The following is a 22,712-nucleotide window of genomic DNA, read 5'->3' on the forward strand; positions in this document are numbered from 1 at the left end:
CTCAAGATACTCTTTGATCATTGCTGCGAGACGTTCATCGTCGTCGATTAGCAAAATGTTGTCAGTCGTTTTGGTCATAGGCATGCCCATATTATGCCACATTTTTTAAAACTCTCTAGCTTTACATTACTTTACGTCGCAGAAAAATCAGAGCACTGCAGTCGTGTTGTTATGACGATAGACAAGTGGGGCAACTGCCAATACCGCGATGTGCGGCCACACAAACACTATTAAGTGAGAAAGTGCGAAGTGCTGTTGGGGATTCATTCCCAATAGGTATTAAGATTAATTCCACCGATCAATTAGAAGGTGGTTTAACGCAGGAAGATCCATTAGCCGCTATCCGAATATTTGATCAAACTTCATTAGACTTGATAGAAATAAGCGGTGGATCTTATTTCCCCGGAGCAAAATATAGCTCTGATTCATCTACAAAAGACCCTTATTTTGCAGAATTTGCAGCCACAGCAAAACGCGTAACAAATGTGCCTATAGCCGTTACTGGAGGGTTTAAAACCTATACTCAGGCATTAAAAGTAATAGAATGTGGCGCTGTTGATTTTGTTGGATTAGCGCGTGCGTTAGTTATAGCCCCTGAACTTGCGAAAGACTGGTTAATTGGGACGGCAACTGACCCTAGTTTTCCTCGATTAAAGGCGTCACCTCAAGGTGGAATAACGGCTTGGTTTACCATGCTGTTAACCGCGATAGCTAATGATAGCGAGGAAAGTTTTGAGCTTGAATTATTACCTGCACTGCATCTTTATGAAGAGCTTGATGACGCTCGTTGTGATAAATGGATGCAAAAATTTGAGATTAAATAATAGTTAATTAATTTACATTATTGATATTGATACATTTTCATCACGTAATATAAATGACGCTTTTAATGGTTTGATAAGTCGCCGAGATAGGTGTTTCTCAGACGCTCAAACTACTTACCCTAACGGTTACCGACAATGTTATCGACAATGTTACCGACAATGTTACCGACAATGTTATCGGTATTGAGCCCGGCAATTTGTTCGATAATTCGTTAGGGAGTTAGATAATTAGTTAGATTATTTGTTATAAAAATTCGTTAAAGAATAAATTCTAAAGCCTGATTATGCAGAACATTGTTCCAGTTGAGCCTTTTTCTTATTCATTTGCAGATAACTTAACAGCCACATCATTAAGCCGCCGGCAAATAACACTGCCGCTACATAACCTGTCTCGTTAGGCATTGCGCCTTGTGCGATAAACATGCCGCCCACCCAAGGACCGATAGCATTGGCGGTGTTAAATGAACATTGTACTAATGCCCCTATCATCGCGTGACCATTTGGCGATACGTCCATCAGTAAGGTTTGAATCAGTGTCGCTAAACCCACACTGCAGCCAATAAAGAAAATTACCGCATACAATAGCCAAATATTATGGCTGGCACTGACGTAAGCAAGCGAAAATATAATCGTACACACTAAGGCAATACCAGTGGTTTTTAAGGCTGCGCGATCGGCTGCTTTGCCTAATACGTAATTGCCTAAGGTACAACCAATGCCAAACATTACCATCGCGATTGAAATGGTGTATGCCGGCGTTTCAGTGACCACTAAAATGGTATCGGCGATGTAAGTGTAAATACAAAATACACCACCAAAACCAATAATCACAATGCCAAGAATTGACCAGACCAACTTATTCTTTAATACGCTAAACTCATTGATTAAATTTGATGGTTGGTTGTTTTCAATTTTAGGGATCACCACATATACGCACACTAATGCAATTAAGGCGAGGACAGATGCACCCGCTAAACAATAGCGCCAGCTTAAGTTTTGGCCGACTAAAGTGACAATGGGAACCCCTACAATGGTGGCTATGGTTAGGCCCATAAACACTTTAGACATGTAACTTGCACGTTTATTTTGAGGAGCAATATCGGCAGCCAATAAAATAGCGGCACCAAAATAAGCGCCATGGGGTAGGCCACTTAAAAAGCGAAATACAATAAGCTGTTCAAGTGAGGTTGCCATGGCACTTAAGCCATTAGAGATAAACATTAATGTCAGAAATATTGCCAAGGCATGGCGTTTTTTCATGTTGGCGGTTGTCAGCATTAAAATAGGGGCGCCGACAACAACGCCTATCGCGTAAGCACTAATCGCATAACCACTTTGTGACGGTGTTGAGGAAAATGTTTCACTAATTAATGGCAGCATTGGCATCATTGAAAACTCTGATAATCCCAATATAAATGTGCCTAAGGCTAACACTAACAAAATGGCGGTAGTATTCAGTTGGCTTGGTAATGCTGCAGCCGGTGTCATAAAAAATCCTAGTGGTGATAATAAAATACGGTGAATTTAACAATTGATGTCGGGCTAAACCACTGAGCTAAGCCCGTTTGTGCATGACAAAAACTAACGTGCTAATTACGGCATATTAGTCTTGCCAGCGCTGCTTAATGTATAAAATACTGGGTAAAGATTGCTGAAATAATGTCACTAATTGCGGGTCAAAATGTATGCCGCTTTGGTCATGTAAAAATGCCATGGCTTTGTCGACAGTCCATGCTTCTTTGTAAGGGCGTTTACTGGTGAGAGCATCAAATACGTCGGCAATTGCCACAATACGTCCTTCAATAGGAATATTTTCACCTTTAAGTCCATGAGGGTAGCCGCTGCCATCCCACTTTTCGTGGTGAGTCATGGCGACGACTTTGGCTAAGGCGATCAAATCTGAATCTGATTCACCTAGAATTTCGGCGCCGATTTCAGGGTGCTTTTTCATGATGGCAAACTCTTCATCGGTGAGCTTACCCGGTTTAAGCATAATGCTGTCGGGAATACCAATTTTACCAATATCGTGCATTGGTGCTGCATGGAGTAAATTGTCGGCGGCCGATTTTGATAAACCATAGGCGAGGGCAATGATTTTAGAAAAATGGCTCATGCGCATCACATGCATACCGGTTTCGTTGTCTTTGTATTCTGATGCTCGGCCTAAGCGTTGAATGACTTGTAAACGAGTACGGCGCAAATCGTCTGCCTGCACTAAAGACAAATGAGTACGAACACGTGCTTTAACCACCGCTGGGGACACGGGTTTAGTGATGTAGTCTACCGCGCCAACATCAAAGCCTTTGGCTTCATCTACTTCGTCACTTAACGCCGTAACAAAAATGACCGGTACTGCTTTGGTGCGTTGCTCTGTTTTTAGTTGCTGACAGACTTCAAAACCAGTCATACCTGGCATCATCACGTCGAGTAAAATCAAATCAGGCAGGTCGCGTTCAATTAAACGCAGAGCTTCTTCGCCACTTTTAGCAAATATCAGCCTGTACTGATCCTCAAGCATTTTCTTTAATACTCTGAGGTTAGCGGGCTCGTCGTCGACAACTAAAATTGTCGGCATACGGTCTTGGTTGTTATATATCATTCAATTCAGTCTTTTTACTGTGCAGTAACATCGGACTCAAGAGTATTGAGTTGTGTTATTGCTTGTTCAAATTCAAAGTCGTCTAGAGCATGTTGTATGTTGATACATTGCTGTCGGTATGCCGCCGGAGTGGCTGCAATTAGTGTATCGACATCGTGTTCATTGTATTGATTTTCTTTTGCAGCTAAGCGAATAAGGTTAATGATTTGGATGAACTCATCGACGCTCATAGGATCTTTTTCTGCGGCTTTATCTGGGTGTTGACTGATATCTTGAGTGCTAAGATAGGCTGCGATGCGCGCAAAAGCCTGTTCAATCTTTGGCAGCAAGGTCAGTAATTCTGTGCTGGATTTTGTCATGGCTGAGCGTTCAGCATCGCTAAATAACCGTGTCAGTTGCATTAGAGCTAAATTGCCAGACAGCCCTTTGAGTCCATGCAGTTGTTGACTAATAGCTGGCCAGTCGGCAGTTTGTATTAATTGTTTAAGCTGTTGGTTACTATCGTGTTGTTTAGTCATAAATAGGCTGATTTCTTTCACGAGAGTCATTTGATCTCCCCACATCGAAGCGCCTTTTTTCTCATTAACCACTTGCCTGTTGTCGATATCAACAGCGGGGTTATCGACGGCCACATTGCTTTGTTCAAGTTTCAATACTTGGGCAATTTCATGATTAAGCAGCATCATATCGATAGGTTTGTTGGCAAAACCATCCATGCCGGCATCCAAGGCTGCTTTTTTGTCTTCAGGCAATACGCTGGCCGTTAATGCAATAATTGGCATATGCGGTAACTGTTCATTTTGCTCTTGTTCACGACGAGTACGCGAGGCGGTTAATCCGTCCATGATAGGCATTTGCACGTCCATCAATACAATATCAATTTTGTCGCTGCGCATCCGCAGTAGGGCTTGTTTACCGTCGCGGGCAGTAATGATGCTATGACCTTGGCGCTTCATCATAATGGTGAGCAAATCAATATTTTGCTGAATGTCATCAACAATCAAAATGGCCAATGGTTTAATGTGACTGTTTGTTAACGGGGTCAACGTGCTGTTGATGTGTTTGGGCGCGGTTAATGGCAAGGCAAAACCAAAACAACTGCCTTGGCCAAATGTGCTTTTGGCGGTAATTTTGCCACCCATTAATTCAACCAATTGTTTGCTGATGGTCGTACCAAGACCAGTGCCACCAAAACGACGATTCATGCTGGCATCTGCTTGAGCGAAGGCATCAAACACTAAGGTTAATTGTTCTGGCGTCATGCCAATACCGGTATCGTTAATGGCAAATTCAATGCAACCGCTTGGTTTAACGCTCACATCGATACTGACACCCCCTTCGGCGGTAAATTTAATCGCATTGCCAATAAGGTTGGTCAATACCTGGCGAATTCGATCTGGAGCACCATGATAGGACATTGCCACATCTGCTGATACATTCACATTTAAGAACAGACCTTTAGAGCTAGCTTGTAACCATAATGTCGATACCACCGAATCAATTTCTTCAATAACAGAGAAATCGCGTAATTCGAGATCGAACTTGCCTTTATCTAACTTAGCACTATCGAGAACATCGTTTAATAGGTGCAATAAAGACTTAGCAGACTGATTAATGGTACGTAAATGCTTTTGCTGTTCAGCGGGTAGCGAATCGTCGAGTAAAATGTCGCTAAAGCCAATAATGGCGTTCATTGGGGTGCGAATTTCGTGGCTCATGTTCGCTAGGAATGCCGAACGAGCCGATGCTGCTTGTTCCGCTTTGTCTTTGGCAATTAATAAAGATTGTTCCATTTCTTTGCGATCGGTGATGTCCATAATAAAGCCGTCGAGCCATTTATCTTGTACATCTATCCCGTCAACATGAGCACCATAACCGAGCAACCAGCGAATATCGCCGTTGGCATTATAGATACGGTATTCTAGCTTAAACACTTGCTCTGTGACGACTTGATTACCGATTTGCTCAAGGTCATCTGGGTGTACGTGTTGGTAAAAATGACGTTTTGGTGTTGCGCCTATATAGTCGCTTGCTGGATAACCGGTGATCTTTTCAACCGCGTCGCTAATAAATACCATCGGCCAGTTTTCAATATTTAAACAGCGATAGGCGATACCGGGAATATTGGCGATAAGTGAGCGAAACTGGGCTTCGCTTTTAATTAGTGCACGTTGCATTTCAATACGGTGACGTAAGTCGCTTATGTACATCACAAACAGGCTTTTACCTTCAATACATGCATGACCAATAGATACCCTAACCGGAATGACCGTACCGTTAACATGTAGCGCTTCTACATCGCGGCCAGTACTTTTTTGCTGCGCTATGTTGTGGTTAAAAAAACTGTCTAAACGGGCGTTAAATTCTTCGATAAATGGGCCTGGTATAAAGTCACGAATATTTTGGTGGCACACATCTTCAAGTCGCCAGCCCAGGAGTAATTCTACCGCTCGGTTGCCGCTTTCAATACGCCCTTTAGCGTTAAAGGTAATGATACCGTCAACGGCGGTACTAATGGTCGCGCGGTAGCGTGCTTCAGATAATTTGGCTTGGTGTAACGAGGTTTGGTATTTAATCAGCATGTTGACGGCTAACACCAATAAAATAATCACCACCGTAATCGTGGCAACGGCAATGCCTAAATACAGTGACATCTTTGTGGTTTGTTCAGAAAATTCAAATCCTGGTGGGCGGACAAAACGAGCTGCAGCCATACCGATGTAATGCATGCCGGAAATAGCGCAACCCATCACCATCGCCGCAATCGCATTTTTATGTAATTCACTTAAGGTAAAGCGACCTAGATGGTTCAAGCTAAAACGTATCCACAGTGCGACAATGGCCAAAATAATGGCAATAACTATTGATAAGCCAAAATAGAATAAGTCGTAACGTAGTAGAGGAGCCATTTCCATAGCCGCCATGCCGACGTAATGCATGGTGCCAATACCTGCACCGGTCAATATACCGCCCACCACAAACTGGCTTAGTTTTGGTTTGGCTGTTGATATGACATTTAAGGCTACCCAAGATGCGGCAATACTCGGAATAAACGATAACGCGGTTAAGCCGAAATCGTAGCTCACTGGAGTGCATAAACTGAACGCTAACATGCCAATAAAATGCATCGACCACACACCGCCACCAAGTGCAATACTGCCGCAGCTGGTGAGTAAGTATCGTTTATATTTATTGAGCGTTAATACCGCTTGAGACGCGACTTGTAATGCCATAAACGAGGCGAAAACCGCGATAGCGATAGAGATGAAAACGACTATAGGTTGAAAGTCACCAACAACTAAAAGGCTTTCATCTGTAACGGAAAAGAGTGTGCGAATTGTCTCAAGCATAATAATTAGATGAATGTCACTTTTAGATAAGTATAAGGAAGCTATCGGCTTGGAATTAAAAAACATCAGTATTTGTTCGATTTTTAACTAAAGCTTGCGCTAGATCAACATTTAAATGATTTAGTGCGGGTTGTGGTTAATAGTTTTGTGTTTTTCAATTCCATTCTGTAGTTAACTTACGTGATGTTGTTGTAATAATGTTAATAGTCGGTGGTATTTAGGTATTTAGGTATTTAGGTATTTAGGTATTTAGGTGTTTGGGTATTTAGTTTGGGCTATGGTTAATTTTTCGATTTCGTCTATCGTTTCAATTATCGCTCCGGTTATCACTCCAGTTCGTCGTTCACTTTTGTTTATTGTTTTTAGGGGGCGTTAAAAAGTCGTTTTAATAAGGTTGTTTAGACATCATCATCAAACCGTTATTGACAAAAATGAATGCGTTACTGTAAATATTAGCCTTTGCTGTAAACATTACTCACCATGCCTCTTTAGTCTAATGTAGTGCTTTTTTACTTGTGAGTCAGGCCGTTAATTGGTTAGCTTGAGCATGACGAAGCACATGCAAGGAGGCTTTAATGGTCAATCAACATCAAGCACAACTACCGCTTACTCAAAGTGAATATCATGGTGTCACTTCAACGACGCTTACCGATAAAACCATTGGTCAATATTTTGATGATATTGCCAGTGCTTACCCAGACAATCTTGCGGTAGTCGTTCATCATCAACAAATCCGCTGGAATTACCGTGAGTTTCAAGCAAAGGTTGATGCACTTGCCACCGGCTTATTAACGCTAGGTATTCAGCCCGCGGATAGAGTCGGAATTTGGTCTCCTAACAATATTGAATGGTGTTTAACCCAATTTGCTACGGCTAAAATTGGTGCCATTATGGTGTGTATTAATCCGGCTTATCGGCCTGAAGAGCTGGAATACTCTTTGAGTAATGTGGGCTGCCGAGCGGTGATTTGTGCCGATAAATTTAAGTCCAGTGATTACTTACAGATGTTAAATGAGTTGCTGCCAGAGTTAAGCACCAGCACAGCAGGTAAGCTCACTACACTCGCACTGCCTGAACTAGAGTATGTTATTCGAATGGGCACAGACCGCACTCCCGGCATGCTCAACTTTAATGATTTGCTGCTGGAGGTTAACGACGAAGCTCAACATGTGTTGGCCACCATTGCTGACTCTCTCGATACTCATGATGCGATTAATATTCAATTTACCTCAGGTACTACAGGTAGCCCTAAAGGCGCGACGTTATCGCATCACAATATTTTAAATAACGCTTATTTAGTGGCTGACGCCATGGGCTTTACCTCAACTGACAAGTTATGTATGCCGGTTCCTTTATATCATTGCTTCGGCATGGTGTTAGGCAGTTTAGCCTGTGTTATTCATGCTTCAGCAGCTGTGTATCCCGGTGAGTCTTTTGATCCTCTTACCACGTTACAAGTAATCGCAAATGAGCGCTGCACAGCTCTGCATGGCGTACCAACCATGTTTATTGCCGAATTAGAACATCCACAATTTAACCAGTTTGATCTTAGCTCATTGCGCACAGGCATTATGGCGGGCGCCACATGCCCCGAAGAAGTCATGCGCCGAGTACAAGAGTTAATGTATATGAAAGGAGTGCTAATTGGTTACGGACAAACCGAATGCAGCCCGTTAAATCACATTACTGAAATTGACTCCCCAATCGAAAAACAAGTGCTCACCGTTGGCCGAGCATTGCCGCATACCGAAGTGAAAATCATCAATGAATTTGGTGACGTCGTTGCTATTGGTCAACCCGGTGAAGTGTGCAGTCGAGGTTACTGCATCATGCAAGGGTATTGGAATGATGCAGTCAAAACGGCTGCAACCATCGACAGCGCAGGCTGGTTACATTCGGGCGATATCGGCCAAATGGATGAATTAGGCTATGTGCAAATTGTTGGCCGTATAAAAGACATGATTATCCGCGGCGGTGAGAATATATATCCACGTGAAATTGAAGAAAAACTTTATAGCCATAAGGACGTGCAGGATGCTGCCGTGTTTGGCGTGCAGAGTGACAAATACGGCGAGGAGGTATGCGCGTGGATTAAGGTCCGTGCCAATGCCGACATCACCGAAGACGATATTCGTCACTTTTTAACCGAAAAGTTTGCCTATTTTAAAGTACCGCGCTACATCAAGTTTGTTGACCAATACCCAATGACAGTGACGGGGAAAATTCAAAAATTTAAGATGCGTGAGTTGATGTATCAAGAGTTACATGAAGCCATAAATTGATATTTTGCGTGTAGTCAATAAAGCCCAGTGTTGAGTTATCGCACTGGGCTTTAATATTGATGGGCAATCTATTTGCAAGTGAAGTTGATATTACACGCACAGACAAGTAACGCATTAAATAGCAGCGTCATAAGCATTGGCAGAATTGAAACAGCCTTACTTTCGATAAATACTTTAGTTTTAGTTTTAGTTTTAGTTTTAGCTTTAAGTTTAAGTTTGAGTGTAGATTTGAGTTCAAGTTCAAGTTAGACACAGTTGTAAACAAATGATGTTTTCTCGATAGCATATGGTGAGTGATACCATTGCCGGCTTATATTTTTATCGGCTGAGTTCGTCAGCTTTTCCGCTTTTTCAGCTGGATACAATCGACCCATTGTTGGAGTTATTTTGAATAATACTAAAGGTAGTCTTTTTATGGTTGCCGCGATGGCAGCATTTTCTATTGAAGACATGCTGATTAAATCGGCAGCCGAAACCACTTCTATTGGTCTGATTTTAGCGTTATTTGGATTGGGCGGAATGTTGATTTTTATGCTGCTGACTTGGCGTAAAGGGCAAACAATTTTACACCCAGCGATATTGTCTACGCCAATACTCATCCGTGCGGTGTGCGAAGTTATTGGTCGTTTCTGTTTTGCATTGGCTATCACGCTAACGCCTTTATCAAGTGCATCGGCCATTTTGCAGGCCACGCCATTAATCGCAATGATAGGTGCCGCTTTATTGTTTGGTGAACAGGTTGGTTTTAAACGCTGGATTGCCGTATTGATTGGTTTTTGTGGCGTGTTGATGATTATTCGCCCTGGTCTTGATGGCTTTGAAGCAACGTCTTTATTTGCAGTTGTCGCGACCTTGGGTTTTGCGGGCCGCGATTTAGCAACTCGTGCTGCTTCGCCGGTGTTGTCTAATATGCAACTTGGGGTGTATGGTTTTTTTGTGCTAATTCCAGCAGGCATTGCCATACAATTATACCAAAACGAGCCATTACAACTTGGTTCCACTGCAGCAGCGCAAATTATCGGTGCAATTGTGTTTGGGGTGATGGCGTATAATGCCCTCACAATTGCTATGCGCGCGGGCGATGTATCGGTTATTTCTCCTTTTCGTTATACCCGTTTATTATTTGCCTTAGGTTTGGGGATATTTATATTTGGAGAATCGCCAGATTTAGCAACCTTACTTGGAAGCCTGCTGGTGGTATTAAGTGGTGGATATACCCTAATTCAAACCCGTAAAACAGTCTCAGCAAGTTTGATAAAAAATAGCGCATGAGCAGAGTGAATTGATTCACTCTGCGGTAAGGCATAGCAAAGTTAAACACTATAAGATTAGAGATGACCAGGTTAGATATTACTAGATTAGACATTACTAGGTTAGATATTAGCGATAGACATTAATGATAGATAAAATGTTTCGCATAAGCTTGATGACGGATAAAAAGCGACTAACGTTAAATTAACGGTGCAAGGTTCATTTTTGTAAATCGGAGGTTTTTGATCTAAAGCTCATACTCTGTAGCGTGAAATGTCATATTTTGTTGCGTGACAACGGTAGCAAATAAAAGTGGCTACTCACTAAATACTTTCATTTATTAAACGATAAAAATCAATAACAAAGACCTAAGCTTATTTTCCGTTATACTGCCTTACCCGCTACAGCCCCATATTTAAGAGGTATCAAAAATACCATGGATATCAAAGGAACCTGCATTTCATCTACAGCAGATGAGCACGGCCCCATTTATGTTTATCAAACAAGAAACAGCCGCATTCTCAGTTTTGATGGAAAAATCTATCAAAGTTGCATGAAAATCAATGATATTAATGGATTACATCTGGGCTATACCCAAGCCATGATGGCAGGTTTATTTTTTATTCCCGCAGTAACAACAGCCACAATCATGGGGTTGGGTGCAGGTTCAATGGCTAAAATATTGCTCAGTAGCTTCGCCGATTTGAAGGTACACGCGGTTGAATACCGTGAAGCCGTCGCGAAGGCTGCGAAAGAGTTTTTTTACTTACCTGAAACTGATCGTCTTGCTATTCATATTGACGATGCGGTGAATTACATTAAAAATACCGACATAAAAAGCGATATTATCTTTTCAGATCTATACAACTCACAAGGTATGGAGCCGAAACAAGTACAATCATCCTACTTACACGATTGTAAAAATGCACTCAATCAACAAGGGGTTTTGGTGCTCAATATCTGGCATACGTCAGCTGAATTACGCCAAGAGCTAGATGAATTACTCGCGCTCGAATTTGAAAATCGATTACTCAGTTTTGACGTCGAAAGCGGCAATACCATTGTGCTCGCGTTCAAAAACGATATTCCTGCGATAAAAAGACACGATCTACTGGCGAAAGGCAAAGCGTTACAAGAGCAAATGAGTATTCCAATGGAACGTTACGCCAACTTACTCTGCGATGCACAAGGTTGATAGGCTATCGATTGTTATCTTAGGTGATTGTTATCTTAGATGACGTTTAACTTAGATGATTGTTATCTGAGATGATTTTTATTTTAGACGACTTTTAACTTAGATGACGTTTAACTTAGATGATTGTTATCTGAGATGATTTTTATTTTAGACGGTTGTTAGTTCATATTCTGAGGCGAAATATTTTAATGTTGTCGCCGCGAGTTTTGATGACTGGCTTATCAAGCCAGCCTTATACATTGGCCCCAAAAACAATTTCTTGTTTTGAGTCTAACCACATTGGGTTTTGTACCATCACCTTGCTGAACATTCGACTCTGTAAATAGTGATTAAGCCATTGTCGTAATTTGGGGTAGGGTGATCGTAAATACCATTGTCGCTCAACTCTGGCAAACTGACGAATAAACGGCATTAATGCTAAATCTGTCAAACTTGGTTGGTCAGACATTAAATATGAGTGCTGGCAAAGCCTTGATTCGAGATCAGCAAGATAACGCTCGCATTGTTGTCTATCTTCTATAAGCGACGGTTCATGGTAACGTTTAGAGCAGCGGTATTTCTCTAAATGTCCTTTGAATTCATTATCAAATATCGCAATAACCGCCAACATTTCAGTTAACGCGTTTGGCGTTGCTTTATTAACATAATCGTCAGGGTCTGTTTGTGAAAAAGCCCATAGCATGATGGATAAACTTTCATCGATGACCTGATTATCTGTGGTGACTAAAACTGGCACTGTACCTTTGGGCGACACCGTAAGCATTTCTGCAGGTTTGTTGCTTAACACTAGGTCGCGCAGGTTTACTTGCTGTTTGGATGCATAAATAGCCAGTCTGGCGCGCATTGCGTAAGGACAATTTCTCAACGAATAGAGTACAGGTAATACCATGATGTTGTTTATTATCTCTCAGTCAGGTAATGCAGTTAGCAAAATGATCCTGTTCATTTTATCACTAATACCTAACCCTTTAAATATTGATTACGGGAGTCTTTTTTGAAGATTGAAATGTATTGTTTGAAGCTCATTTTTCTAGGTTAAGTGTTAAATGATTAACTTCAGAACAAGAGTATTAAACGATTAAAAATCAGTTTTTATAGAGTATTCATTACCTTGATATAGGTAACGAATGCGCTGTGAGTTATAAGAAACTGCGCCTTGTTATCCAACACTTATGGCGCGATTTTTCGTTTAAGGTTAGGTCTTGAACCACAAACCTCTGGCGTAAAAGACAGCTGTATTACATACTTTAACGACTGTTCAATTATGCGGTTGTTTATTCATGCAGGGTTCCTCTATTGAGAAAACACTTGAATACAAAGGTCATGTTGTTTTTAAAAAACTTACTATTCCAGCTTTTAAGCGTTTTGCTCGAGAATTTGCATCTAACGAAGCATGTTTTGCTTTTTTTACCGAAGGTGAGTACCAGGTGCGTACTGCAACAGGAGTATTGACGGTAAACCGTGATATTGGCTTGCTTGCCAAATGCGTCAATTATTTCTATGAAACCGTAAGTGGCCAGTTAGAGCAAGGCCGTGGTGAGGTGATTGGTGTTTTTTTGTTTCCCGATATTTTTCAACGTTTATTCCATTTCGATTTCACCCAATCGGACTATCAAGTCGATTACGACTTAAAGCAAGTAGAAGTGGACCAATTGTTGACACATTTTCGGGACAGTATTTCTATATTGCTCGACACACCTGATTTGGCAACGCCCTTGATGATAGAAACCAAGTTACGTGAATTTGTGTTGTTGATGACCCAAAAGGTGTCAGCCCCATCAGAATTAGATTTTTTAGCATCGATGTTTAAGCCTAATTTTGTCAAATTCGAACAAGTTATCCAGCATCACTTATTCAGTGATGTAAGCATCGAAGAATTGGCCGCGTTGTGCCATATGAGTGTGTCGAGCTTCAAACGAAAATTCGGCGAGGTTTATGGACAGTCCCCTAAAAAACATATCAGCCAATTAAAAATTGATAAAGCCATTAGTTTGCTAGACGAACCAAGCTCTCGGGTTTCCGACATTGTTTTTCAAACAGGCTTTGAATCTATATCAACCTTTAATCGTGTGTTTAAAAAACATATCGGTTGCTCGCCGTCTGAGTATCGCCAACGGCAATCCCTTAGTATGTAGCAACGGCAATTCCTTAATATGTAGCAATGGAGGTCGCGTTAATTCGTTTTGGACTAAAGTGACCATCAACTGAGCCTTTTTGATAAGTACCTATACAAGTTGTTGCGTAGACTAGCCTCATTAAATGTAACTAACACTTTGCAAACGAAGCAATGAGCATGAGCAACAATTTTAAAAAACGATATGGTGACTGGGCATTGTGTAGATAAGGTTTTCGCCAAAGTGTTAACCTGTCGCCACTATGTTTGAATACTGTAGAACTTAACGATTAACAAAAGAGAGAATGTCATGATTAAAGTCAGTGTATTGTACCCAAATAGTGAAAGTGCTACTTTCGATATGGATTACTACTGTAAAACCCATTTACCACTTGTTGCAGATTTAGTCGGGGAAGCACTTATTTCAGCCAGTGCAGACCTTGGCCTTGCTAGTGTTGTACCCGGTGAGCCTCCTATTTACATCGCAATGGGTCATCTTACATTTGAATCTGTAGAAACATTTAAACAATCATTTGGCCCACATCAAGCTGTGATAGCGGCAGATATAGTTAATTTCACAAATACCCATCCCGTGATACAAATTAGTGACATTGCTCAATAATATATGTCTGTCTAATGTACGTTGCCCTAGTATTGCCATTTTAGCGTCTTAAATGCGTAAAATCATTTAGGACGCATTGATATTAACCTTACCGTCTAATTCGCGATGCGACTGTTGACTATAAATGCGTATCACCGCACTTTATTCCCCGTCCATCTATTGGTGAAGTTACTATCGATGCTTACATCGGAGTGACAGTTCCAAAACGGTGGTTTTATTCAATCTGCAACTTGTACTCCCCTTATGATTTTTGTTATCTAAAGTGTGTATTTGACCATTAACAATGCGCACCAAACTTAAAATGATTTAGTATCACTTTGTAGGTATTTATTGTTATAAGTTATAAAAATAAATAATTATTTAGTATGATCTATTCGTTAAAATCACCCTGTTTTCGCTTCAATATAACCTTTTGGTAGTATCTAAAACGTGGTTTTTGTCTCCATAATGTCATCCTCTGATTCATTTCGATGTTACTAGTCAATACAGCCTATTTCGTCCGATCGTGCTATTTTTATTCAGGTGTCATTCTAAAGAATTACGACGCTAACTTATTGAGTAGTAACGATGAAAATATGACTTTTTATTGATCTGACCCCGTATTATTTTAATAGATTGATGTTGAAGGATTTCCCCCGCCAAAAACGTGTTTAGCGTTACTTTTATGATTTTTTGCCTCTTGAATTTAACCATGATTTTTCTATGGTTAATAGCAGGCGCATAAGTAAATATCTCGAGTGCTGTAAAAGTGAGACATAGCATTATGTAGCCGTAAAAATAACCTACTACTTATTACTTACTTGTCATTCATTTCATCATCGAATGACGACCTGTTTGTTAATTTGCAGTGCGTGTAGGTGTTGACACTGAGCTGACGTGTTTTGGTTAAAAATAAATCCAGGAGGTCGTTATGTCTAACTAGTTTAACCCCAACAATAATTACAGGAGGTTGTTATGTTATTTGTTAAATACTTTAATAAAAGGCCGATTGCCCTTGCTATCTCTTTAGCATTGCTGGCCTCAATAGGAAGTGCGGTGGCTTATGAATCGCCAGTGCATGTGTTTTCTGTTAATGACGTACTGGGAGGGTTGAATGGAGTGACCTTCGCAGATGACCAAACGATCATTTGTGGCCTTGGCCCAGTGAGTTGTCCTGATGATAATCCAGCGCTTCTCGACAAGTCGGGTGTGATGTTATATCCAGTGGATAGCGAGTTTGGCTTTTATGTGGTTGATTTTCTGGGCGCGCAGCCCAAAGCGCGCAATGGTGATTACCTCGAAGGATTCGTTGGTAATATTGACGAAGGCGGAGGGGTGATTGGTATTCAAGTTGCCAATGCCGCCACCGAAAAATACAAGGTAAAACCACCATTAGGAACATGGTGTCAAGGGCTCGGTGGCACCTCGGTAAAATGTGAAACAGAGCATTATACTGTTATGGAGCATGCGCTTAGTTGTTATGAGACCATCCCATACTTTTTTGCCAGCCCAGACGGTACCCAAGCCATTATATCAACCCCAGACGGCACTCTGTCGTATGACTGCGCTGGCGCGCCACTAGATGATAATGTTCAAGTGTTAGTGGGTGGACAACAAGCCTATCGCCTAACCAATGCGATACCCTGTGAAACAGATGGTCAGCCTGAAGGGTGCCAAATGTTTCCTAACGACAAGACCAACATGCTCGATAACATCGCCTTAAGCAGTGACTATTCCGTGCAGCTTAAAGATGATGGTAAGCCACTTTATGGTTGGGGCGGAATACATAAACGGCCGAACGATATCCGCATGTATGCCCAGTTGGCGCTTCCTGAAGAATGGAAAACATCGACGGAAAACTTTGTCGTTACTCGAGCAGAGCTTGTGGTTAATCACTGGATCACCAATAACCCTAATGACCAACTTCGTCCAGAAGACTTGGAAAATGAAGCTGCAACAGGGCGTAAGCCTTCCTATAGAATTGAAGGTGATGGTGACGCAGCCGTATGGAAAAGTACTGTTCCGTGTTATGAAGGCGACAGCGATATAATCGATACTGAAAGTGGCGCTTTCGATCCATCCTTTATCGGTGTCGGTACAATATTAAAGAATACCCCTAAAGCACTGGACCCTTTGGCTACACCAGGTGAAAGCGCTGCAGAGCACCCTTATGCATTCTCATCAGATCTCGCTGGTGGCTATTCTAATGCTTACTATACCACCATCAATCGTGACCCATTTGAATGGTCTTATGATGTCAATCCTGACCCAAAAATTCAGGATTTCATCGGTAGTGCATTGCCAAATGCGTCACTCGGTGAGCTTGTCTCAGGCCCCCGTTGGAGACTTAAACCTAATAAGTTTGGTCAAGACTTGCCTGGACTTGAGATCCCGTTAATTGAATGTAGCGCGCCGCCTTTTGCCAAAGAAAATATTAAGTATGAGGTCGGTACGCCAACGACCACAGTGATCAATTTACTGGATTGGGAAGAGGGAGAGATATCTCCGCTGGCAACCAGTAGAGGTTGGGTTGATGTGACGGCAAATGAGTATGTCACTATTGTCACTGAGGACGGCGAACCGGCGGTTACCAGCAATGGTTTACCGATGACGTCAGATTTTGACCTTGCGGTTTACATTAAGGGCGATAGTAAATCAACAGCCTTATATAACGCACAGCTCATTATCGAATATGAAGGCGAAGTTCCTGTGGTAAATACTGATGTCGATGTTGCACTGACTGCTTTTGCAGCATCAGCTACAGTGTCCTTTAATCAAACGGTGGCAATGGTTGTCGATGTGAGCAATCTTAAACCCAGTAGTGTCAGTGGTGAGGTAACCATTACTGGAGTCACTAACCAAGGAGTGGTTATTGAACTGCCGCCGATGGCTTTCAGCGACTTGGCTGAAGGAGATACGATTTCATTAAATGCAAGTTGGACAGCCAACATCATCAGAACGTCCGCTGTTAGCTGGACGGCGACGGTGACAGCAGAAGGCGATCTTAATAGTGATAACGATACTGCCACCGCAACAACAAAAATCCGTAGATGATAATTAAGGATTAGCAGGTGAATCAAAGGGGAGAACTTTTGTTTCTCTCCTTTTAACTTAACCTAATTGATATTGTTATTAACGGTCTTTACGGACTTAGAAGATAGGAATAGCAAATGTGCATCATACGAATAATCTTTGTCTCGGCCATTATTTTATCTTCGGCGATAAGCTCATTATTCGCTGAAGAAAACAGCGATCCAACTCAACCCTCAACTACAACTCCACCGGCTACTGCAACCACGCCGGAGCTAGTTACGCCAGCTGTCACGCCTGCCATCACAACTCCGGCAGTAACGTCGGCAGTGCCAGTCACGCCAGTAATATCAAACCCAGCAGTAACCCCGCCAGCGCCTAAGCAAAGTGCTAAAAAACCGGCAATAGGTCACGATTACCAAAAAAATATGCCCAAGCTTGGCAAAGGTGATCCCAATTATCGTGGTGGGAAGGAGGTTGTATCTGATACTCAACCCATAATCAACAATCCAGAGAGTCAATCAAAAGAGCCATCAATCATAGATAACCAGCGCAAAAGTGGTGCAGATGTAGGTTTTCCTGGCTACCGCGGCGAGGGAGACTCGGCTTACCCACAACATCAGCAATATCAACATCCGCCACGGTTTCCGGCTGAATCAATAGAGACGACTCCAGCTGATACGTCTCCAGTACAGACTAAACCAACCGAACAAAATAGCGATGCACAGAGTAATGCACCATCGGTTGATGCATCAGTAAAAAGCGTCAAAACACGCGCGATGATTAACCAGCAGCGCAAAGGAGTACTTCATGCAGCCGCATTTGGCGACGAGCCAGCGGTAAAAGCATTACTCAAGCAAGGAGCAAGCCCAAATGCCAGAGCAACAGACAGAATAGGGCGAACAGCATTGATGCTTGCGGCATTGAGTGGTCATGAAAACGTGGTTAATACACTGCTTAAACAAGGTGCCAGTGTGGATTTAAAAGACAGAACAGGCCATACCGCACTTAACTGGGCGGCAAATCGATCGCACCTAAATATAGTCACGTTATTACTCAACTATGGCGCTGATATAAATATCAAAGATAATGGCGGCACCTCTCCTTTGTTATATGCGGTTGCCACTAGCAATGTGGCAATGGTGAGTTTATTGCTTTCACATGGCGCTGAAACTGAGTTACAAAGCGCTGAAAGTAAGATGACGCCACTATTACTGGCCATTGAGCATAACGATATTGAATCTATTAGTCTTTTACTAGATAACGGAGCTGATGTTAATGGCACAAACAGTGATGATTTTTCACCATTAATGGCTGCGGCAGAAAAAGCTCAGCTCAATATAGTGCAAACACTCCTCTCCCATGGTGCTGAGGTCAATCGATATGATAATAAGCATTTTACGCCATTGTTCTACGCTGCCGACAAGGAGCACATCGGCATCATGCAGTTGTTATTAGCCCAAGGTGCAGATGTCAATTTACGCGATAATAAAGGTCGAACCGTTTTAATGCGCGCCAAGCAGCAAGGGCATGCGAACGTTGTAGCGTTATTATGCACAAAGGGAGCTAAATATAACGCCGATGGATGTTGAGATTAAAAAGGATACAAGTTTGGTGTTTGACCGGATTAATAAAATTCACATTTGTTTTTAAACACAAAAAAGCCTATACGCATTCTATGCGTACAGGCTTTTTATTTTAGATTTGGTCGGTATCCTCCTGTGTTAGGAGAGGATTCTAATTTCCGGCCCCATGGCAGAGCCATGAAAGCTAGCTCTGAAGCCTGTAATCACAGAGTTGTCATAGTCTAACCCCCTAAAAAGTGACCATAAAAGTGACCCAGATTTTGAGCTTGGAATTAATCAGCGTTGGGAGCGGGGTGATGTGAGAGTGCCATTTGATGATGTTTCGGCAATATGCGCCCGGGTGCTTAAGTTAGGGATTGATGAAATAAGGGCAATGATTGATGATGAAGAGTAATGGTCAAGAATAATGATGAAGATTAATGTGCAGCAGCGGCAGCTGCAGCAAGTGACGCTGAACATGAAGGCGTTGCGTCATGGGTTAACACGCTGGGGTAACTATTGGGCCCATCAAGAATATGGTTAAGGGTTCGCAAGCAGAAGCCAGTGCTACAAGTTAGGCGAGGTGATTGTTTACGGTCGTTCGGCAGTAGTCGAGATAACGCCCCCACTAGAAGTAAGGCAGTTCGAACAGATGATTACTCGGTTAACACCGCAATGTATACGGGCCATTAGAGCGCAGTACGTCTGCAAAGGGCAGTGGGCCTTGTGGGGGTCGATAGTAAGAAGTCCAATGTGTACTGGTTGAGAAGGGCTGAGATAGAAATCGTAGGACAATTATGAATAATTTACTATATGGACCTTAGTACCTACAGATTAATATAAGTTGATTTTTTATCACTCATCTGTGATTGTTGCTAGACATAACAAGGAGTTGAGTTACATGGGTAAAGTTGAATATTGGGTTGTTCTTTGTGTCTTTTTGGCTGGGTGGATAATAGGTGCATATGGAGCCAACATGTTGACTTACCTGAACGCATTAGATCATGGTTTTATGGCAAGCATATTCACGATTGTGGGAAGTTCTATAACTGTTTTGGCTATTATTTTCACATATAGGCAATGGCGTATAACAAGGATTGACGACATAGAGAGTCGATTGGCACAGATTTCCTTTGATAGACAAAAGAACGTATTTGCTAGCCAATGTTACGTAGAACAAGGTAATCATCCGATTGATGTTATTTGCAACTAAAGATACATTGCGGAGGATATGATGCTTGGACATTTAGGGACTCTATTTGTCATAAAGCTTGCTAAGTTTAAAAATACTCCATCGTCAGCAGCTATAAGCCAAAAATGGATTTGTTCACAACGTTTAAATGACCATAATTCAACTAAGTTGGATGCAAAAGTAGGTGATATTATGACAGAGGTTATTGATTTGCTGAGAGAATTAGGACAGGGTCCTTCTGGCTAACTTCACTGCGGGGGTAGGAAAGCGCAGTGCTTCACTACATATGAAAAATTTAGGTGGTTGTGTTGTTGTTTTCTCAACCCTATCAAAACCAATCAATATCAACACAGTCAAATCATGCGTAAGCCATTGAATCTGTTGAGTAGTATTTAGTAAGATGTGTCTTTGAATATCGTATGGCTTTTGCTCCCCCTCAAATACCAACTGTTGATCACCCTCGATCTTTTTATTTTTCCAGATGAAAATGTTACTGCTGCATGCATTCTGTGAGCATCATCGTGACACTAAAATTCTCGCTTCATTCGAACTAAAACGTGATTGATTTTAGCTTATTAAGCTGATAAGTTACTAAAATTATTAATAATTAAAGTGGTATAGATGCTGGGTTTTGGTTGGCTTCTCAGGATGTTTATCGAAATTTTAGCTAATACGCTGTTAAGCATCAGTAGAGTTTAGGCAATGTTTTATCAATCAAATTATAATAAAAACCTATTGATTGCCCCTATATGGAAATGGCTAATTATTGTCTTCTGGGTTTTATTGGTTGCAGTAATGTTTTTTCCGGCCACTGAGCAAGGAAGTATCATCTGGTATCTCGGGCTTTCAGCATCCATTTTTTTAGTGGCGGCCTGTATATTGTTGGTTGCTTTTGCACTTGTTGTCATTTTCATTAAACGGAAGAAACTGGGGGTTGTGAGTTCCATGCTAGCTTCGTTATTTGTGATCATATTTAATGTACCTGGAAGCATGGTTTTATATGCGTACTTAAAGAATCAGAGAGTTATTGGGTAATGCAAAGCAAGTCAATCTGACAGCTTACTCTTCACTTGTGTATGTGCGGTAAAATATTCGTGCATGCACAAGTTCCGTTACAGCTGCAGTTGCTTGCAGCGTTGAACTAAGCCGCTGCGCGGAGCCAAATGCTGACTCAATCGAGTGTATTAACCTCATTGAATCAGTTAGACTTAAAAAAGATGTGATGGAACACCAGAATGACAAGGGAATTGCAATTGAACACATACAAATCAAGCCTCATAATCAATTCAAAACTGCTCTGTAGCCCAGAGCCTGCATCAAAAAAAGCAAATTCCTATAGCATGAAGCATACCAATTAATTTTGACTAGGCATCGGCCAAGTCCAGCAAGCGGTTTGTGCCATGCAAACAGCGCAACGCACAAATACTAAAACGTTATATTTTTGTGTTATCCACAATTAGCGAATACCTTGGTAGAGTTAGATTATGTCTGACATTGAGGTGAGCATGACCCAATTGATTATTGCAAGGAGCATTTTATGGTAGGAAATCCAATTGGATTTTTTTGGGGCTTACTTTTTCTTTTTTTCTTTTTGCCTCTGCTTATAAGTCTAGCCATAAGCATTGGAATGATTTTGTCTATTAAAAGTAATTCAAATTTAACTACAAAGCTTATTTACGCTTTTACAGCATTAATAGTGCCTTTACTGCTAACCGTAGTATTAATGCTCTTTATATCTTATTATTCGTTTGTTGTTTTCATTATACTCTTTATGATTGTTCTCGGTAGCCCTCTTCTTATTAGCATGCAGCATTCAAATAAGTATAGAAATTAATCGATTCTATTGGTTAGAGTAACTGCAAAGCGTAAAACATATGAACTTGATGCAATAAAAATATTACAAGTCATTAAATTAGGACAAAAAAAGTTGGCTTTTTGTTCACTACGTTCACTTATTTTAGCCAACAATTTTTTGCCCGTTAATTGGGCGTTGAGGCAGAGTAATGAAGTTATCAGTCGCCCTTGTATTGGTTATGCTTAGTGCATCTGTTCAGGCAGTTAATGTTTGCCATCAAATTTCCGAAGGAATAGATCAAGGAGAAAACTGGGTAAAAGTAGATATTCCATTTAATTTCCCAGGAACAAGAGATACACAAAATTTTTTGTCGATAGATATTGATAATGATGGTGATTTAGAAGAAGTTGCTAGATTTTCTGGAGGAACACAACAAGTTCCATATTTAGAAATATTGAATGGAGATAAAGAGGAGTCTTTCGGTTCTGATCGTTGCGGAGGCGGTTCACCTAGTTCAATGAATATAGTTTCAATAAATAATAAAAATTATATACATGTCTCAATTATCGAAGGAATACAAAAACAATGTGGTATTTCTGGTTATTTGACAGAGTATATATCTGGCGATCTCTTTGGAAAAGAGTTGTGCACAATACCTCTTCCTAAAAAGCTAATAAATAAGGACAAATAACAGTTGGTATTTGCTCCTTCGTCGCGTATTTTTACCAACCATTTTTTTGCCTGTTAATTAGGCGTTGAGGCTGTAGAGTTACTCATTTTAAAGAAAAACAGCTTTTTTTCTGGGTTCCAAATGCATTACCTAGTGTCTTAAAAGCGCTTAGGATTGATTTCAAGAGCTCGTTTTTTAATTGAATTTGGCTGTTAGAGTTATTCTACAGTCTCGTTGAACTTAGC

Annotated in this window: 17 protein-coding genes; 12 read left to right on the forward strand and 5 right to left on the reverse strand. The window is 41.3% G+C overall.

All coding sequences use genetic code 11. The annotated features are described in order from the left end of the window. Window positions 1–185: 185 nt before the first annotated feature. The gene (locus AAEY98_RS16140; protein ID WP_350979669.1) at window positions 186–824 is read left to right on the forward strand and encodes a beta/alpha barrel domain-containing protein; all 639 of its coding nucleotides are present in this window, start codon (window positions 186–188) and stop codon (window positions 822–824) included. A 282-nt stretch (window positions 825–1,106) separates the two neighbouring features. Here the strand turns inward: AAEY98_RS16140 and AAEY98_RS16145 are convergent, their stop codons facing one another. The 3 genes from AAEY98_RS16145 to AAEY98_RS16155 form a co-directional block, all read right to left on the reverse strand. Then, complete coding sequence (locus AAEY98_RS16145) at window positions 1,107–2,312, reverse strand: MFS transporter (RefSeq protein ID WP_123882708.1); 1,206 nt, start codon at window positions 2,310–2,312, stop codon at window positions 1,107–1,109. 115 nt (window positions 2,313–2,427) lie between these two features. Further along, complete coding sequence (locus tag AAEY98_RS16150) at window positions 2,428–3,423, reverse strand: response regulator (RefSeq protein WP_174839634.1); 996 nt, start codon at window positions 3,421–3,423, stop codon at window positions 2,428–2,430. Between the two features lie 14 nt (window positions 3,424–3,437). Beyond that, window positions 3,438–6,773 carry an MHYT domain-containing protein gene (locus AAEY98_RS16155; protein WP_351018161.1) on the reverse strand — a complete coding sequence of 1,112 codons (3,336 nt, stop codon included), beginning with the start codon at window positions 6,771–6,773 and terminating at the stop codon, window positions 3,438–3,440. A 575-nt stretch (window positions 6,774–7,348) separates the two neighbouring features. Here AAEY98_RS16155 and AAEY98_RS16160 point away from each other — a divergent pair. From AAEY98_RS16160 to AAEY98_RS16170, 3 genes are all read left to right on the forward strand, one after another. After that, window positions 7,349–9,055 carry an AMP-binding protein gene (locus AAEY98_RS16160; RefSeq protein WP_351018164.1) on the forward strand — a complete coding sequence of 569 codons (1,707 nt, stop codon included), beginning with the start codon at window positions 7,349–7,351 and terminating at the stop codon, window positions 9,053–9,055. 387 nt (window positions 9,056–9,442) lie between these two features. After that, the gene (locus AAEY98_RS16165) at window positions 9,443–10,327 is read left to right on the forward strand and encodes a DMT family transporter (RefSeq protein WP_242445193.1); all 885 of its coding nucleotides are present in this window, start codon (window positions 9,443–9,445) and stop codon (window positions 10,325–10,327) included. Between the two features lie 415 nt (window positions 10,328–10,742). Further along, window positions 10,743–11,501, forward strand: a complete 759-nt coding sequence (locus tag AAEY98_RS16170; protein ID WP_182745293.1) for a spermine/spermidine synthase domain-containing protein — start codon at window positions 10,743–10,745, stop codon at window positions 11,499–11,501. Between the two features lie 232 nt (window positions 11,502–11,733). Here AAEY98_RS16170 and AAEY98_RS16175 read toward each other — a convergent pair whose 3' ends face one another. After that, on the reverse strand, window positions 11,734–12,390 hold the full coding sequence (locus AAEY98_RS16175; RefSeq protein ID WP_101088001.1) for a glutathione S-transferase: 657 nt from the start codon (window positions 12,388–12,390) through the stop codon (window positions 11,734–11,736). A gap of 391 nt (window positions 12,391–12,781) precedes the next feature. On the opposite strand from AAEY98_RS16175, the gene AAEY98_RS16180 reads away from it, so the two are divergent. The 6 genes from AAEY98_RS16180 to AAEY98_RS16205 all read left to right on the forward strand — a co-directional run bounded on the left by AAEY98_RS16180 (window position 12,782) and on the right by AAEY98_RS16205 (window position 20,248). Next, window positions 12,782–13,636: a helix-turn-helix domain-containing protein gene (locus AAEY98_RS16180; RefSeq protein WP_351018169.1), complete on the forward strand. Its 855-nt coding sequence runs from the start codon at window positions 12,782–12,784 to the stop codon at window positions 13,634–13,636. Window positions 13,637–13,924: 288 nt separating this feature from the next. After that, complete coding sequence (locus AAEY98_RS16185; protein WP_351018172.1) at window positions 13,925–14,236, forward strand: EthD family reductase; 312 nt, start codon at window positions 13,925–13,927, stop codon at window positions 14,234–14,236. Window positions 14,237–15,190: 954 nt separating this feature from the next. Continuing rightward, window positions 15,191–17,269 (forward strand): hypothetical protein, encoded by a 2,079-nt coding sequence (locus AAEY98_RS16190; protein ID WP_351018175.1) that lies wholly within the window; start codon window positions 15,191–15,193, stop codon window positions 17,267–17,269. A 116-nt stretch (window positions 17,270–17,385) separates the two neighbouring features. After that, window positions 17,386–18,837 (forward strand): ankyrin repeat domain-containing protein, encoded by a 1,452-nt coding sequence (locus AAEY98_RS16195; RefSeq protein WP_351018178.1) that lies wholly within the window; start codon window positions 17,386–17,388, stop codon window positions 18,835–18,837. Window positions 18,838–19,711: 874 nt separating this feature from the next. Beyond that, on the forward strand, window positions 19,712–20,023 hold the full coding sequence (locus AAEY98_RS16200) for a hypothetical protein (protein ID WP_351018181.1): 312 nt from the start codon (window positions 19,712–19,714) through the stop codon (window positions 20,021–20,023). Window positions 20,024–20,041: 18 nt separating this feature from the next. Continuing rightward, window positions 20,042–20,248, forward strand: a complete 207-nt coding sequence (locus AAEY98_RS16205) for a hypothetical protein (protein ID WP_351018184.1) — start codon at window positions 20,042–20,044, stop codon at window positions 20,246–20,248. Window positions 20,249–20,721: 473 nt separating this feature from the next. Here AAEY98_RS16205 and AAEY98_RS16210 read toward each other — a convergent pair whose 3' ends face one another. Next, window positions 20,722–20,949 (reverse strand): hypothetical protein, encoded by a 228-nt coding sequence (locus tag AAEY98_RS16210; RefSeq protein WP_350996104.1) that lies wholly within the window; start codon window positions 20,947–20,949, stop codon window positions 20,722–20,724. Window positions 20,950–21,539: 590 nt separating this feature from the next. On the opposite strand from AAEY98_RS16210, the gene AAEY98_RS16215 reads away from it, so the two are divergent. Next, entirely contained in the window at window positions 21,540–21,836 is a 297-nt protein-coding gene (locus AAEY98_RS16215; RefSeq protein ID WP_351011472.1) for a hypothetical protein, read from the forward strand. A gap of 169 nt (window positions 21,837–22,005) precedes the next feature. After that, window positions 22,006–22,488 carry a hypothetical protein gene (locus AAEY98_RS16220; RefSeq protein ID WP_182773042.1) on the forward strand — a complete coding sequence of 161 codons (483 nt, stop codon included), beginning with the start codon at window positions 22,006–22,008 and terminating at the stop codon, window positions 22,486–22,488. The last annotated feature ends 224 nt before the right edge of the window (window positions 22,489–22,712 follow it).

The organism is Shewanella sp. AC91-MNA-CIBAN-0169 (genome assembly GCF_040310165.1).
In the GTDB taxonomy this organism is placed as follows: domain Bacteria; phylum Pseudomonadota; class Gammaproteobacteria; order Enterobacterales; family Shewanellaceae; genus Shewanella.

What these genes read in the sequence shown, in the direction of transcription:
- AAEY98_RS16145 (WP_123882708.1), bottom strand. Translation starts at nt 2,312, where the DNA reads ATGACACCGGCTGCAGCATTACCAAGCCAACTGAATACTACCGCCATT.
- AAEY98_RS16150 (WP_174839634.1), bottom strand. Translation starts at nt 3,423, where the DNA reads ATGATATATAACAACCAAGACCGTATGCCGACAATTTTAGTTGTCGAC.
- AAEY98_RS16155 (WP_351018161.1), bottom strand. Translation starts at nt 6,773, where the DNA reads ATGCTTGAGACAATTCGCACACTCTTTTCCGTTACAGATGAAAGCCTT.
- AAEY98_RS16160 (WP_351018164.1), top strand. Translation starts at nt 7,349, where the DNA reads ATGGTCAATCAACATCAAGCACAACTACCGCTTACTCAAAGTGAATAT.
- AAEY98_RS16170 (WP_182745293.1), top strand. Translation starts at nt 10,743, where the DNA reads ATGGATATCAAAGGAACCTGCATTTCATCTACAGCAGATGAGCACGGC.
- AAEY98_RS16175 (WP_101088001.1), bottom strand. Translation starts at nt 12,390, where the DNA reads ATGGTATTACCTGTACTCTATTCGTTGAGAAATTGTCCTTACGCAATG.
- AAEY98_RS16180 (WP_351018169.1), top strand. Translation starts at nt 12,782, where the DNA reads ATGCAGGGTTCCTCTATTGAGAAAACACTTGAATACAAAGGTCATGTT.
- AAEY98_RS16185 (WP_351018172.1), top strand. Translation starts at nt 13,925, where the DNA reads ATGATTAAAGTCAGTGTATTGTACCCAAATAGTGAAAGTGCTACTTTC.
- AAEY98_RS16190 (WP_351018175.1), top strand. Translation starts at nt 15,191, where the DNA reads ATGTTATTTGTTAAATACTTTAATAAAAGGCCGATTGCCCTTGCTATC.
- AAEY98_RS16195 (WP_351018178.1), top strand. Translation starts at nt 17,386, where the DNA reads ATGTGCATCATACGAATAATCTTTGTCTCGGCCATTATTTTATCTTCG.
- AAEY98_RS16200 (WP_351018181.1), top strand. Translation starts at nt 19,712, where the DNA reads ATGGGTAAAGTTGAATATTGGGTTGTTCTTTGTGTCTTTTTGGCTGGG.
- AAEY98_RS16205 (WP_351018184.1), top strand. Translation starts at nt 20,042, where the DNA reads ATGATGCTTGGACATTTAGGGACTCTATTTGTCATAAAGCTTGCTAAG.
- AAEY98_RS16210 (WP_350996104.1), bottom strand. Translation starts at nt 20,949, where the DNA reads ATGGAACTCACAACCCCCAGTTTCTTCCGTTTAATGAAAATGACAACA.
- AAEY98_RS16215 (WP_351011472.1), top strand. Translation starts at nt 21,540, where the DNA reads ATGGTAGGAAATCCAATTGGATTTTTTTGGGGCTTACTTTTTCTTTTT.
- AAEY98_RS16220 (WP_182773042.1), top strand. Translation starts at nt 22,006, where the DNA reads ATGAAGTTATCAGTCGCCCTTGTATTGGTTATGCTTAGTGCATCTGTT.